The 13,330-nt window shown below is 63.6% G+C and carries 11 protein-coding genes; 4 read left to right on the top strand and 7 right to left on the bottom strand.

Annotated elements, in window-relative coordinates:
* Positions 1–44: 44 nt before the first annotated feature.
* Positions 45–497: a universal stress protein gene (locus QD228_RS02535; RefSeq protein WP_077371357.1), complete on the bottom strand. Its 453-nt coding sequence runs from the start codon at positions 495–497 to the stop codon at positions 45–47.
* 247 nt (positions 498–744) lie between these two features.
* On the opposite strand from QD228_RS02535, the gene QD228_RS02530 reads away from it, so the two are divergent.
* Positions 745–1,293 (top strand): hypothetical protein, encoded by a 549-nt coding sequence (locus tag QD228_RS02530; RefSeq protein WP_084209269.1) that lies wholly within the window; start codon positions 745–747, stop codon positions 1,291–1,293.
* Positions 1,294–1,436: 143 nt separating this feature from the next.
* Here QD228_RS02530 and slyA read toward each other — a convergent pair whose 3' ends face one another.
* Together slyA and QD228_RS02520 are read right to left on the bottom strand one after the other, a co-directional pair.
* Positions 1,437–1,883, bottom strand: a complete 447-nt coding sequence (slyA, locus tag QD228_RS02525; RefSeq protein WP_279874303.1) for a transcriptional regulator SlyA — start codon at positions 1,881–1,883, stop codon at positions 1,437–1,439.
* 178 nt (positions 1,884–2,061) lie between these two features.
* Positions 2,062–3,174, bottom strand: coding sequence for a DUF5924 family protein (locus tag QD228_RS02520; RefSeq protein ID WP_077371366.1), 1,113 nt, complete (start codon positions 3,172–3,174; stop codon positions 2,062–2,064).
* Between the two features lie 410 nt (positions 3,175–3,584).
* Between QD228_RS02520 and fadB the strand changes: the two genes are divergently transcribed.
* The 3 genes from fadB to QD228_RS02505 all read left to right on the top strand — a co-directional run bounded on the left by fadB (position 3,585) and on the right by QD228_RS02505 (position 8,134).
* On the top strand, positions 3,585–5,735 hold the full coding sequence (gene fadB, locus QD228_RS02515) for a fatty acid oxidation complex subunit alpha FadB (RefSeq protein ID WP_077371369.1): 2,151 nt from the start codon (positions 3,585–3,587) through the stop codon (positions 5,733–5,735).
* A 94-nt stretch (positions 5,736–5,829) separates the two neighbouring features.
* A complete protein-coding gene (gene fadA / locus QD228_RS02510; RefSeq protein WP_279874302.1) occupies positions 5,830–7,008 on the top strand; it encodes an acetyl-CoA C-acyltransferase FadA in 1,179 nt (392 codons plus the stop codon).
* A gap of 193 nt (positions 7,009–7,201) precedes the next feature.
* Complete coding sequence (locus QD228_RS02505) at positions 7,202–8,134, top strand: amidohydrolase family protein (protein ID WP_077371374.1); 933 nt, start codon at positions 7,202–7,204, stop codon at positions 8,132–8,134.
* 89 nt (positions 8,135–8,223) lie between these two features.
* Here QD228_RS02505 and QD228_RS02500 read toward each other — a convergent pair whose 3' ends face one another.
* The 4 genes from QD228_RS02500 to leuS form a co-directional block, all read right to left on the bottom strand.
* The gene (locus tag QD228_RS02500) at positions 8,224–8,574 is read right to left on the bottom strand and encodes a DUF6482 family protein (protein ID WP_103751361.1); all 351 of its coding nucleotides are present in this window, start codon (positions 8,572–8,574) and stop codon (positions 8,224–8,226) included.
* Positions 8,575–8,616: 42 nt separating this feature from the next.
* Positions 8,617–9,675, bottom strand: coding sequence for a DNA polymerase III subunit delta (holA, locus tag QD228_RS02495; protein WP_077371377.1), 1,059 nt, complete (start codon positions 9,673–9,675; stop codon positions 8,617–8,619).
* A 145-nt stretch (positions 9,676–9,820) separates the two neighbouring features.
* Positions 9,821–10,390, bottom strand: a complete 570-nt coding sequence (gene lptE / locus QD228_RS02490; RefSeq protein ID WP_084209267.1) for an LPS assembly lipoprotein LptE — start codon at positions 10,388–10,390, stop codon at positions 9,821–9,823.
* A 182-nt stretch (positions 10,391–10,572) separates the two neighbouring features.
* Positions 10,573–13,173, bottom strand: coding sequence for a leucine--tRNA ligase (gene leuS / locus QD228_RS02485; protein WP_279874301.1), 2,601 nt, complete (start codon positions 13,171–13,173; stop codon positions 10,573–10,575).
* Between the last annotated feature and the right edge of the window lie 157 nt (positions 13,174–13,330).

Below are 13,330 nucleotides of genomic sequence, written 5' to 3'. Positions count from 1 at the left end.
CCATTGGCTGCCCTCGTGTCATCTCGGCTCACTGACCGCCGGCGTCATTCTTCGCTGTCATCTGCCCCCACTCGGACGGCCAGCACATCACACTGGGCACCATGCAGGACACCAGTGGAGGTGGAGCCCAGCAGCAGGGCGAAGCCATGGCGACCATGTGAGCCGACCACGATCAGATCCACGTCATGTTCTGCGGCAAAGCGATGAATCTCGCTGTCCGGCATGCCGACCACGACATGCTGATCTTCAGGCGCGATACCGTGTGGCGTGGCGATGTCCCCCAGTCGCTCACGGGCATGGGAATCCAGCTGATCCTGAATGCTGGTCAGATCCATCGGGATGTCCCCGCCATAGGCAAAGCCCAGTGGCTCGAGGGTATGCATGATGGACACCTTGGCACCATTGCGCTTGGCGATGGGCAGTGCGCGTTCCAGTACCAGGTGGGAATCCTTGGTCAGATCGACAGCGACCAGTACATGCTTGTATTCGTTGCTCATCCTGAATTCCTCCCGTAGAGGTGGGCCATTCGAGTGGCGTCGTGCACCTGCTTCCATGCTAGGCTTGCCGCCCCCCGGAAGACAATGACTTGCATCAACGTATTGCCAGTGCGCCAGGCGCAACCTCCGTACGCGGTTGGATGGCTCGGGCTTTGGGCACGTTTCTGGTTGTCCGCACGGCGGCGTTTTCCGCAGTCGTTCGATGATGACGCGAATTTCTTACTGACACTTCCTGGCAGGACATTTCATGACGACAGCTCTGATCATCATTTTCGTGGTGCTGGCGATGTTGTCGCCGCTGACATGGTTACGCCCCAGCAAGCGTGAGACACGCACGTCACTGGTGCGCAAGGCCGTGATCGCGGACGGCATGCGGGTTGACCTGAAGGCAGCACCGCTTTCGGATGCCCCCAAGGGGATCGTCGGCTATCGTCGTCCCTGGCCCACCGAGCGCGATGTCACTCCCTTCATCCTCGTCCACGATGAGTGGGCCAGCGATGCACTGCGTGAGGCCGTGCCCGGATATCGTTGGCGTGAAGAGAGTCGCCTGGCGGAGGACCCCGACTTCGCGGCCGCTCTGGAACATCTCACGCGGGCGTTGCCGGAGGATGCCCTGATGCTGGAGTCCTCACTGTCCGGCTTGACGCTGTGGTGGGGGGAGAGCCTGGCACTGGAAGACTGCGAGGCGTGGCGCCGGGAGTTCGAGGCACTGCATGCCCTGTTGATCGCCAAGGCCCCCATTGCCCATCGTCGCCGTCCGTTGGTGGGGACAGAGCCCAGAATGCCGGGCGGGTGAGTGTGATATCTCGGGTCGCCCTCGGCCGCGAACAGGGCCGGCGCGTGACCTGAGCTTGCCTTGAACGTCTTGCAAAAAAGCCCCCGTCGAGTCACTCGATGGGGGCTTTTTCCTTTCCCGCTGGCGTATCCGGACACGCTCGCTCAGGCGCTTTCCGGCACCTTCTCGGAGATTTCCAGGCCATTGCGTTCCATGATGCGCAGGCATTCGCAGAATTGGTCGACCTGCTCCGGCGTGAGCCCCTCGAGCATCTCGATGCGGGTCTGCTCGGCGATGGCATCGATCTTCTCGATCAGCGGCAGTGCCTTGTGTGTCAGGAAGATGCGCTTGGTGCGGCGGTCTTCCTCACAGGCGCGGCGTTCCACCAGCCCTTGCTCGCTGAGCTGATCCAGCGTGCGTACCAGAGACGGTGCCTCGATGCCGATGGAGCGTGCCAGATCACATTGTGGCTGGCCGTCTCCGAGTCGCCACAGGTGTACCAGCGTCATCCAGCGGGTTTGTGTCAGCCCAAGCGGGGACAGTCGCTGGTCCAGGATGGCGCGCCATAGGCGCGGCAGGCGGGAAAGCTTTAGCCCGATATCTTCATGCATGGGTATGTCGTCCACAGAGTGCAAAGGATGAGTGGGCTTTTATCCTGGCACCCCTCGGTGCCGCCCTTGTCTTCAGCATGCTAGGCAGCCTGGATAATTACAAGCCTGCGAACGAATTTTACGCCCAAGGTCGAGTAACCGAGGGTTCACGCTTCAGGGTCACTCACGTCGCGAAGCGTCACAGGCCCGGAATCAGGTTGGTGATCCGCCAGCCGGGGATGCCCGCCGGCCGTGCCAGGCTGCTGTCCGCGAAGGTGGCTACCTGCGGATCATCACTGACGAGGAAGCGCAGACTGCCGATGCGCTGCCCGTTCATGGTCTCGACATCGATTTCCCATTCCCCCTCGCTGCCCTTGGGGAAGGCCGTCTTGTGTGTCCAGGCCCGGTAACCTTCCTTGCGACCGCCGTTGATGTTCAAGGCGATGCGATCCACCACTTCCCCGTCATGTCGCCAGACGTGATAGACCTTCTCCGACAACCCGCGCGGGGCGCGAATGGCCGTGTAGGCGTAGAGGCCTCTAGCGGAGAGTTGTGCTGGGGTCAGATGCATCTCGCCTCGCGGTGTCCGCGCCGCGGTGTCGAAGTCCGGCGAGAGGCTGCTGGCGTTGATCCAGAGCGTGGCAGGCGGAATCCAGGCGCGTGCCCCCCATGCGCCCACCCCCAGCATCACACTGATGCCGATCATCGCCAGGCCACCGACCAGCCCGCGGGCAATCCGCAGGTTGGCGACACTGGGCAGCGCGAACAGGCTCATCGCGGCACAGGCAGCCAACAGACTCTCGCCGGTGGTCAGTTCCAGCAACAGGGGCAGGGTGACCAGTACCACGACGAATACGCACAGGGCGTGGAAGCCGAAGTACAGCCAGCGATGGCGCTCGGCCAGTCGGTAGTAGAAGGGGTCGAGTATCGACAGCAGAGTCGCGCCGCACAGCAGCAAGGTGAAGCCTGCCTGGCCACTGGCCCAGTCGGTCGTCGCCAGAAAGAACGGCAACGTGAAGCACAGGGTCTCCTGCTGGATCAGCTGCGCCACGAAGGTGGCCAGCTTGCGGGGCAGGGCATTCTGGCCGCGATGACGGCGCAGACGGCTCCACAGGCCTTCGGCGATCAGGATCAACCAGGCCAGCATCATGCCCAGCGCCAGCATGCCACCCAGCCATTGCTGACGATTGACGAGGAAGAAACTGCAGATACCCGCAGCGAAGCCGATGGGAGGCCATAGCCAGTGCCAGCGCTTGGTGCGTTCGACGATGCCGGTCAGGCGCAGATACAGGGCGGTGAGAGTGCTGCTCATGAAAGCATGGTATCGGTGTGGCCTTTGAGAGCCTGCTGGAGGGCAAGGATATGCCGCTGCCAGCCTGCGTGTCGGGAAAGCGCCAAGAGTAACGCGACTGCCTTTCCGGGTGTAGCGTCGATCTTTGCCCACACCCGCTGTCGATGTCAGGCGCCAGAGACAGGAACCGGCATGGAGACTGCCCCGGACCCCCGACCTTTCGCTAATGTCCGCAGGCTTGATCTTTGCCCGTCTCTGGCCCAAGCTGGCTGTATTCAAACGCTTGTATGAAGCGCTGTGGCGAGAGATGACTCTCCTGCGGCGCCTCTGGAAGCTTCGAGTCCGGCGAGGCCGGTTGCCAGCGCACCCATGGCAGAGACCATCCTGCGCCTGACAGCCCCTTCACCCCTTTCTCTTGTGGAGATCCGTGGATGATCTATTCAGGCAAAACGCTATCCGTCGAGGCCAATCAGGACGCCATCGCCCTGTTGACGCTCGACCTTGAAGGCGAATCGGTCAACAAGCTGGCCAGCTACGTACTCAAGGAGCTGGGGGAGGCGGTGGAGGCCATCAAGGCGACGGCCGACCTGAAGGGGCTGGTCATCCGCTCCGCCAAGGAAGCGTTCGTGGTCGGTGCCGATATCACCGAGTTCCATCAGATGTTCGAGAAGGATGAAGCCTTCCTCATCGACATGAACATGACCGTCCATGGCATCTTCAATGCCATCGAGGACCTACCGTTCCCCACCGTCACCGCCATCAATGGGCTGGCGCTGGGCGGCGGCTGCGAGATCACCCTGACCACCGACTTCCGCGTCATGGCGGACAGCGCGAAGATCGGCCTGCCGGAGACCAAGCTCGGCATCATTCCGGGCTGGGCGGGCTGCGTACGTCTGCCGCGCCTGATCGGGGCGGACAATGCCATCGAATGGATCTGTGGGGGCACCGAGAATCGCGCCGACAAGGCCCTGGCAGTCGGCGCCGTCGATGCCGTGCTGCCGGTGGCCGAGCTGGACGCGGCGGCACTCGACATTCTGGCGCGCGCCAATGCGGGTGAGCTGGACTACATGGCACGGCGTCTCGAGAAGACCTCGCCGCTCAAGCTCAATGCCATCGAGCAGATGATGGCCTTCGAGACCGCCAAGGGCTTCGTGGCAGGCAAGGCCGGCCCGCACTATCCGGCGCCGGTGGAGGCCATCAAGGTCATCCAGAAGGGCGCGGGCGAATCGCGTGAGCGCGCCCAGGCCATCGAGGCCAAGACCTTCGCCCGGATGGCGCTGACCGACGTGGCCTTCAATCTGGTCGGCCTGTTCATGAACGATCAGGTGGTCAAGAAGAAAGCCAAGGGATACGAGAAGCAGGCGAGCAAGATCCAGCAGGCTGCCGTACTGGGTGCCGGTATCATGGGCGGTGGCATCGCCTATCAGAGCGCCAGCAAGGGCACGCCGATCCTGATGAAGGACATCAATGGCGAGGCCATCGAGCTTGGCCTGAAGGAAGCGCGCAAGCTGTTCGGCAAGGGCGTCGAGCGGGGCAAGCTGACCACCGAGAAGATGGCGCAGGGGCTGTCCAACATTCGCCCGACGCTGTCCTATGGCGATTTCGGCAACGTGGATCTGGTCGTCGAGGCGGTGGTCGAGAACCCCAAGGTCAAGGCGTCGGTGCTGGCCGAGCTCGAGGACAACGTGGCGGATACCACCATCCTGACATCCAACACCTCGACCATTTCCATCACGCGTCTGGCGGAATCACTCAAGCGCCCCGAGAACTTCTGCGGCATGCACTTCTTCAACCCGGTGCATCGCATGCCGTTGGTGGAAGTCATCCGTGGCGAGAAATCCAGCGACGCGGCGATCGCCGCGACCGTCGCCTACGCCCGTCAGATGGGCAAGACACCGATCGTCGTCAACGACTGCCCGGGGTTCCTGGTCAATCGCGTGCTGTTCCCCTACTTCGGTGGCTTCAGCCTGCTGGTCGAGAAGGGCGCCGACTATCAGCGCGTCGACAAGGTGATGGAGAAGTTCGGCTGGCCGATGGGCCCGGCCTACCTGCTGGATGTGGTCGGCATGGACACTGCGGTCCACGCCAATGCGGTGATGGCCGAAGGCTTCCCGGATCGCATGGCGCGTGAGGGCAAGACCGCCATTCAGGTGATGTACGACAACAAGCGACTGGGTCAGAAGAACGACCTGGGCTTCTATCGCTATGAGGAAGACCGCAAGGGCAAGCCGAAGAAGCTGCCTGATGAAGCGGCGCAGGCACTGGTCAGTGAAGTGGTCAGCGAGACGCGCGAATTCTCCGATGACGACATCATCGCGCGCATGATGGTGCCGCTGTGCATGGAAACCATCCGGTGTCTGGAAGATGACATCGTCGGTACGCCGGCCGAGGCGGACATGGCCTTGATCTACGGCATCGGTTTCCCGCCGTTCCGTGGTGGCGCACTGCGCTACGTCGATGCCATGGGCGTGGCCGAGTTCGTCGCGCTGGCCGACAGCCTGGCCGATGAGCTGGGGCCGCTGTATCGCCCGACCGAGGCACTGCGTGAGCGCGCCAAGCGCGGCGACGCCTTCTACGCCTGAGCCTTTGATTGCTGAGCACACCCAAGTGGGGCCAGCACTATCCGACCAGAATTTTCGGCTCTCGCGACAGCGAGGGCCATGAGGGAGCCAGACAATGAATCTGAATCCGAGAGATGTGGTAATCGTCGATGGCGTGCGCACTGCCATGGCCAAGGCCAAGAATGGGGCCTTCCGCCACGTGCGCGCCGAGAACCTGTCCGCCGCGGTGATGCAGGCGCTGTTCGACCGCAACCCCGGCCTGGTACCGGCAGAGGTCGATGACGTCATCTGGGGCTGCGTCAACCAGACCCTGGAACAGGCCATGAACATCGCGCGCAATGCCGCCATCATGACCGGCATCCCGCGCAGCGTGCCGGCGCAGACGGTCAACCGCCTGTGTGGCTCCTCGATGAGCGCGCTGCATATCGCCACCGCCAACATCAAGGCCGGCATGGGCGACTTCTACATCATCGGGGGTGTCGAGCACATGGAGCACGTGCCGATGGCGCATGGGGTCGATGTCAACCCGGCGGCCAGCAAGCACGCGGCCAAGGCCGCGATGATGATGGGCCTGACCGCGGAACTGCTCGGCAAGATGCACGGCGTGAGTCGTGAGCAGCAGGATGAGTTCGGCGTGCGCTCTCACCAGCGTGCCCAGGCCGCCGCCGATGAAGGTCGTTTCGATGACGAGATCATCGGCGTCGAGGGCCATGATACCGAGGGACGTCGCGTGATGGTGACCCGTGATGAGGTCATCCGTGGCGATGCCAGCATGGAATCCATGGGCAACCTCAAGCCGGTGTTCGACCCCAAGGGCGGCACCGTGACGGCGGGCACCTCCTCCGCACTTTCCGTGGGTGCCTCGGGCATGGCGGTGATGAGCGCCGAGCGCGCCGAAGCGCTGGGTCTCAAGCCCATCGCCCGCGTACTGTCCACCGGTGTGGCCGGGTGCGATGCCTCCATCATGGGCTACGGCCCGGTGCCGGCCTCCAAGCAGGCACTCAAGGCAGCGGGGCTGACCATCGACGATATCCAGACCGTCGAGCTCAATGAGGCCTTCGCGGCGCAATCGATTCCCGTGCTCAAGGACCTCGGCCTGCTGGAGCGCGCCGACACGGCGGTCAACCTCAACGGCGGCGCCATCGCGCTGGGGCATCCGCTGGGCTGTTCCGGTTCGCGTATCTGCACCACCTTGCTCAACGTCATGAAGCAGCAGGGCACACGTCTGGGGCTGGCGACCATGTGCATCGGCATGGGGCAGGGGGTCGCGACGGTCTTCGAGCGACTCGACTGACTGCGACTCGTCTGAGATGGCGATCACGCACCGGCAGAGTATCTTCAAGCGGCATGTCTTCGGACATGCCGCTTTTTCATATGCGTGCTTTTGTCTGGAAACGAGAGAGGGGGCGCAGTATCGTGACACAGGGCACTGAAACGCGAAGTCGCCCAGAGCTTGATGATCGAGGTTACGCGAGGGAGTCGCATCGATGGATTGGAACCATGTCGAGCAGGATCTGCCGTGTGCGGCACCGCCACGCCCCCTGCCGCATCCCCTGACGTTCCGGCTGCCTCCGGGCAGCATTGATTGCCACCTTCATGTGTTCGGCGATCCGGTGCGTTATCCGCTGGCGGAAGACAGGACCTACAACCCTGCCGAATTCGGGCTCAAGGACGCGCTGGAAATGCACCACGCGCTTGGCGCCCGTCATGGCGTCCTGATCCAGCCAAGTGTCTATGGCTATGACAATCGCCTGCTGTGCGACAGCCTCGAGAACTGTCGTGAGCGCGGGCTGGATTATCGTGGCATCGCCGTGGTCTCGCCCGAGATCAGTGATGCAGAGCTTGAGCGGCTCTCCAGGCTGGGCGTCTGCGGGGTGCGCCTCAATCTGATCTTCTCCGGCGGGCTGCGCTGGCGTGATGTCGTGCTGCTGGCGGACCGTCTGGCCCGCTTCGACTGGCATCTGGAATGCCTGATCGATGTCTCGACCTTCCGTGACATGGAGGCACGGCTCGGCAGTCTGCCGGTGCCGGTGGTGATCGACCACATGGGCCACCTCGCGGCTTCACGGGGGCCGGAATGTCCCGGTTTCACCGCGCTGTGTCGGATGCTCAAGCAGGGACGTACCTGGGCCAAGCTGTCGGCGCCATATCGACTCACCACCCGGGGGCGCCTGCCGTATTCCGATGTCACGGCACTGGCGCGGGCACTGGTTTCCGCCAATCCCGAACGCGTGGTGTGGGGCAGTGACTGGCCGCATCCGCATATCGGGGTCGAGATGCCTGAGGAGGACACGCTGGCGGAATTGATGCAGCGCTGGCTGCCGGAGCGCGAGATGCGCGAGAAGATCTTCCGCGACAATCCACGCAAGCTCTATGGATATCCCGCCTTCGTGAAGTCGAAGGTCGAGGAGGCGCACTGAGCGCGGATCGAGCGCCCACCTGAGTCTCAGGTGCGTGCCGCAATGACAGAAGCCCCCGTCAGTGAACTGGCGGGGGCTTCCTGGCATGGCTACAGCGTCTTGAACGCCACACGCGTGCCATGGGCCAGCAGGCTGGCATTGTCGACCGGAGTCGTGGGGAGGCCGATCATCTCATCCTGCACTTCCGCCCAGGTCTGCACGCCATGCGTCAGCCCCAGTGGCAGTAACAGGCGACTGACCCACTGCGTGCCGGTGAAGCGCAGGGACTGACCGTCTTCATCGACCAGACGACTGATGCCGTCGGCATGATGCAGGCGCACCAGATACAGCCCCTGATCCAGCGTCTGGATCTCCACGGTCAGCGTGTTGCCTTCGGCGAGCCATCGACGCAGGGTCTCGACACTGACGCCTTCGCCAAGCAACGGGGGTGTCATCTGCATGGGATCTCCCTCGTGTCAGAGGCACGTCGGACCGTGCCAGGATCACCCCACCTTGTAGGCGTGAGGCAGTTCGGCCAGCGGGCCGCGTCCACCGGCGAGCGTCAGGGCGAGATCCACCATCCCGTCCCAGATAGGCAGCGTCATTCCGCCCTTGATTGCCATGTCGAGTCGCTGCGAGAACAGCAGCAGCTTGTGCAGACGCTTGTGGGGCAGACGATTGAGCGCCTGCTGATAGAAGGGACGCCGCTTGTCGAAGATCATCGGTTTCTGCGCCTTGCAGGCATGCTCGAAACTCTGGCCTTGATCGAGGTGCTGACGCAGCGAGAGCAGGGTGCGCAGCTCGCGCGTCAAGGCCCACAGGATCACCGGCGGCTCGACCCCTTCTCCCCGCAGGCCCAGCACGATACGCCCGCTGCGCTCGATCTCGCCCTTCAGGCAGGCATCCGCAAGCGTGAAGACATCATAGCGGGCATTGTCCTCGACCCCCTGGGCGATGGCATTGCCATCCAGGCGTGCGCCCGGCGGGTGCAGCAGCGCCAGCTTCTGCAGCTCCTGGTCCGCGGCCAGCAGATTGCCTTCGATGCGCTCGGCCAGCAGCCGGGCGGCGTCCTGATTCAGTTCCAGGCCATGCAGGCGGGCGCGATCACGAATCCAGAAACCGAGGCGGGAATGGTCCACCGGCCAGACCGCGATGAACACTCCCACCTTCTCGAGCGCCTTGAACCACGCCGTCTGCTGCACCTTGCGGTCGAGGCGTGCGGCGGTGATCAGCAGGATGTCGCCATCCTTCTCGATGCGCTCGGCATAGGCCTTGAGCACCTTGCTGCCTTCCTGGCCGGCGCTCTGGGTGCCCAGCCGCAGCTCGATCAGCTTGCGCGAGGCGAACAGTGACATGCTGGCGGCGGATTCGGTCAGACGACCCCACTGGAAACCGTTCTCGACGTGAAGGACTTCCCGCTCCTCGACGCCGGCCGCACGCGCCGCGCGCCGGATGGCGTCGCAGCTTTCCTGATGGATCAGAGGCTCGTCGCCCGCCACGATATAGACCGGAGACAGGCGCTTGTTGAGTTGCTCTTCCAGCTTGTCGGGATAGACCTTCATGAATGTCCTTTGATCCTGCACGGGAGAGGGCGGTGACGCTGGATGGCGGCAGACGCACACGGCTCCGCGGTGGTCGGTTGCCCGATAGCGCGGAGCCGTGATGGTGGTGCGGTCTACTGGTGAGCGTCTCGCCAGGTCAGAGAGTTCAGGGGGTGATGGCGCGCAGGCGGTCCATCAGCTGACGACTCAGCTCACGATCATTCTGCTCACCGGCACGTTCACGCACGTCATCGGTGTTGAGCAGGTTGTCGTCGTTGGTGTAGTAGTCGCTGCTGGCTTCCAGCTCCTGCTGGTTGGCCAGGTAGGCGCCGTCCGACTTGCGTTGCAGCGAGTAGACGACACGATAGGTCAGCTCGCGCTTGATGCTGCCTGCATCACCAAAGGTGATCTGATGGACGTCTTCATTCAGCTTGCCCAGATTCAGGCGCAGTGGTGCATCATCGCTCAGGCGGATGTCGGCCTGCTTGAGCGCTTCGCGCAGCGCGTCGTGGGTATCGGTGTTCGGTGCCTGGACATCGAGTTCGGTGATGGCCATCGGCGTGGCGTCGTAATCGCGCAGCTGGAAGCCACAGCCGCTCAACGTCAGCGCGACGCCGACGCCAATGGCCGCCATCAGGCGGCGAGGAGCCGACCGGCGCGGGGCAGCTGACGCTGCGGTCTCGCCGGGGCTGCGTGATGCGTCCACTGATGCACTGTTGGAATTCGCCTGCGTCACCGTGACCTCCTGTCATGAACGAGTGTCATGAATGTCCTGCGAGAGCGCTGCATGCTCCGGAGATTCCCGCAAGCCATGCCGCGCACGAAATTTGGCTGCCAGCCATCCGCAAGAGGATGTGGATGGCTGGCAGGAGCCCGACGCGCTCAAGCGCCGGGTGCGGGGCGTGCCCCGGTATCGCCTCAGTTGGCGACGATGTTGACCAGCTTGCCCGGTACCACGATGACCTTGCGCACCGTCTTGCCATCGGTGTGCTTGGTGACGTTGGCATCTGCCAGGGCAGCAGCCTCGATGGCATCACGGTCGGCATCGGCGGCGAAGGACAGACGCGCCCGCAGCTTGCCGTTGACCTGCACGACCAGCTCGATGCTGTCCTTCTTCATCGCATCCCTGTCCGCGACCGGCCAGCTGGCGTCGATCACGGCTTCCTCGTGGCCCAGTGTCGCCCACAGCGAGTGGCTGGCATGCGGGATGATCGGTGACAGCAACAGCACGCAGGCCTCGACGGCTTCACGGCTGACGGCCAGGCCCTGCTCGGAGGCGTCCTCGAAGCGGCTGATGGCGTTGACCAGCTCCATCACGGCCGCGATGGCGGTGTTGAAGGTGGTACGGCGGCCGATGTCATCGCTGCACTTGGCGATGGTCTCGTGCGTCTTGCGACGCAGCGCCTTCTGGTCATCGTTCAGGCCTGCCACGTCCAACGCGGCCGGGGTGCCGGCAGCGACGTGCTCGTGAACCAGGCGCCAGACGCGCTTGACGAAGCGATGCGCGCCCTCGACACCGGAATCGGACCACTCCAGCGACTGCTCGGGCGGTGCGGCAAACATCATGAACAGACGTACGGTGTCGGCGCCGAAGCGGTCGATCATCGACTGCGGGTCCACGCCGTTGTTCTTGGACTTGGACATCTTCTCGGTGCCACCGATCTCCACCGGCAGGCCATCGGACTTCAGCACGGCCTTGATGGCACGGCCCTTGTCGTCGGTCTCGACGTCCACGTCCAGCGGGTTGAACCAGTCGCGGCCGCCTTTCTCGTTGATGCGGTAGTAGGTATCCGCGACCACCATGCCCTGGGTCAGCAGCTGCTTGAACGGCTCATCGCTGTCGACCAGGCCGAAGTCACGCATCAGCTTGTGGAAGAAGCGCGAGTAGAGCAGGTGCAGGATGGCGTGCTCGATGCCGCCGATGTAGTAGTCGACCGGCAGCCAGTAGTTGGCGCGCTCGTCCAGCATGGCCTCGGCATTGTCCGCGCAGCAGAAGCGCGCGTAGTACCAGGAGGACTCCATGAAGGTGTCGAAGGTGTCGGTCTCGCGCTGCCAGCCATCGCCCAGGTCACTGAAGGACGGCATCTTCTTGATCGGCGAGCCGCCGGAGGCGTCGAACTCGACTTCCAGTGGCAGCTCGACCGGCAGCTCGTCGTCGGTCAGCGGGATGGATTCGCCATTCGGACCATTCTTGACCGGAATCGGCGCGCCCCAGTAGCGCTGACGCGAGACGCCCCAGTCGCGCAGGCGGAAGTTGGTCTTGACCTCACCACGGCCCTGCTCGACCAGACGTGCGGCGATGGCATCGAAGGCGCTCTCGAAGTCGAGCCCATTGAAGTCGCCGGAGTTGATCAGCACGCCGTGCTCGGTGAAGGCGGCCTCGCTGACGTCAGGCGCGTTGCCGTCGGCATCGGCGATCACGGCTTCGATGGGCAGGCCGTACTTGGTGGCGAATTCGTGGTCGCGCTCGTCGTGGGCCGGCACGGCCATCACGGCACCGGTGCCGTATTCCATCAGCACGAAGTTGGCGACGTAGACCGGCACTTCACGGCCCGTCAGCGGATGGATGGCCTTGAAGCCGGTATCCATGCCGCGTTTTTCCATGGTCGCCATGTCGGCTTCGCTGGTGCCGCCACGCGCGCATTCGGCGTTGAACTCGGCAAGCTCGGCATTGTGCTCCGCCGCGGCCTTGGCCAGCGGGTGAGCGGCGGCGACACCGACGTAGGTCACGCCCATCAGGGTATCCGGACGCGTGGTGAAGACGGTCAGGGATTCCTGCACCTGGCTTGCCTTGGCATCGAGGCCGAAGCTCAGCTCGACACCCCGCGACTTGCCGATCCAGTTGCGCTGCATGGTCTTGACCTGTTCCGGCCACTCGACCTTGTCGAGGTCGGCCAGCAGCTCTTCGGCATAGTCGGTGATGCGCAGGAACCACTGCGGGATTTCCTTGCGCTCGATCAGCGCGCCGGAGCGCCAGCCACGGCCGTCGATGACCTGCTCATTGGCGAGCACGGTCTGGTCCGCCGGGTCCCAGTTGACGATGGAGCTCTTCTTGTAGACGACTCCCTTCTCGACCAGCTTGGCGAAGAACCATTGTTCCCAGCGGTAGTATTCGAGATCACAGGTCGCGAACTCACGGCTCCAGTCGTAGGCGAAGCCCAGCGCCTTGAGCTGATCGCGCATGTAGGCGATGTTCTCGTGGGTCCACTTGCCCGGCGCGACGTTGTTCTTCATCGCGGCATTTTCCGCCGGCAGTCCGAAGGCATCCCAGCCCATCGGCTGCATCACGTTCTTGCCCTGCATGCGCTGGAAGCGCGAGATCACGTCACCGATGGTGTAGTTACGCACGTGCCCCATGTGCAGCTTGCCGCTGGGGTAGGGGAACATCGACAGGCAGTAGAACTTCTCGCGGTTGGCATCTTCCACCGCCTTGAAGCACTGATTTTTCTCCCAGTACTGCTGGGCAGCCTGTTCGATCTGGTCGGGAGCGTACTGTTGAGACGTATCCTGTGAGTCCATCGGGTCCGTTGCTACCTTGGCGTTGGCCTGTACCTGTCCAAGCGGGCAGGCAGGGCGTGAAGAGATGGGCGGTCCGCTTGGCAAGGCCGCCACTGTCAGCGATGGGGTCAAGTCTACCCCAGACGCCAGGCCTCAGGTAGGGGAGGCGACTGCCATG

The organism is Cobetia sp. 3AK, from assembly GCF_029846335.1.
In the GTDB taxonomy this organism is placed as follows: Bacteria; Pseudomonadota; Gammaproteobacteria; order Pseudomonadales; family Halomonadaceae; genus Cobetia; species Cobetia marina.
The sequence above is the reverse complement of the archived record's forward strand: the minus strand, read 5'-3'. Positions and strand labels throughout refer to the sequence as shown.

Excerpts from the sequence above, each read along its gene's own strand:
- QD228_RS02535 (WP_077371357.1), bottom strand. The coding sequence starts at position 497 with ATGAGCAACGAATACAAGCATGTACTGGTCGCTGTCGATCTGACCAAG.
- QD228_RS02530 (WP_084209269.1), top strand. The coding sequence starts at position 745 with ATGACGACAGCTCTGATCATCATTTTCGTGGTGCTGGCGATGTTGTCG.
- slyA (WP_279874303.1), bottom strand. The coding sequence starts at position 1,883 with ATGCATGAAGATATCGGGCTAAAGCTTTCCCGCCTGCCGCGCCTATGG.
- QD228_RS02520 (WP_077371366.1), bottom strand. The coding sequence starts at position 3,174 with ATGAGCAGCACTCTCACCGCCCTGTATCTGCGCCTGACCGGCATCGTC.
- fadB (WP_077371369.1), top strand. The coding sequence starts at position 3,585 with ATGATCTATTCAGGCAAAACGCTATCCGTCGAGGCCAATCAGGACGCC.
- fadA (WP_279874302.1), top strand. The coding sequence starts at position 5,830 with ATGAATCTGAATCCGAGAGATGTGGTAATCGTCGATGGCGTGCGCACT.
- QD228_RS02505 (WP_077371374.1), top strand. The coding sequence starts at position 7,202 with ATGGATTGGAACCATGTCGAGCAGGATCTGCCGTGTGCGGCACCGCCA.
- QD228_RS02500 (WP_103751361.1), bottom strand. The coding sequence starts at position 8,574 with ATGCAGATGACACCCCCGTTGCTTGGCGAAGGCGTCAGTGTCGAGACC.
- holA (WP_077371377.1), bottom strand. The coding sequence starts at position 9,675 with ATGAAGGTCTATCCCGACAAGCTGGAAGAGCAACTCAACAAGCGCCTG.
- leuS (WP_279874301.1), bottom strand. The coding sequence starts at position 13,173 with ATGGACTCACAGGATACGTCTCAACAGTACGCTCCCGACCAGATCGAA.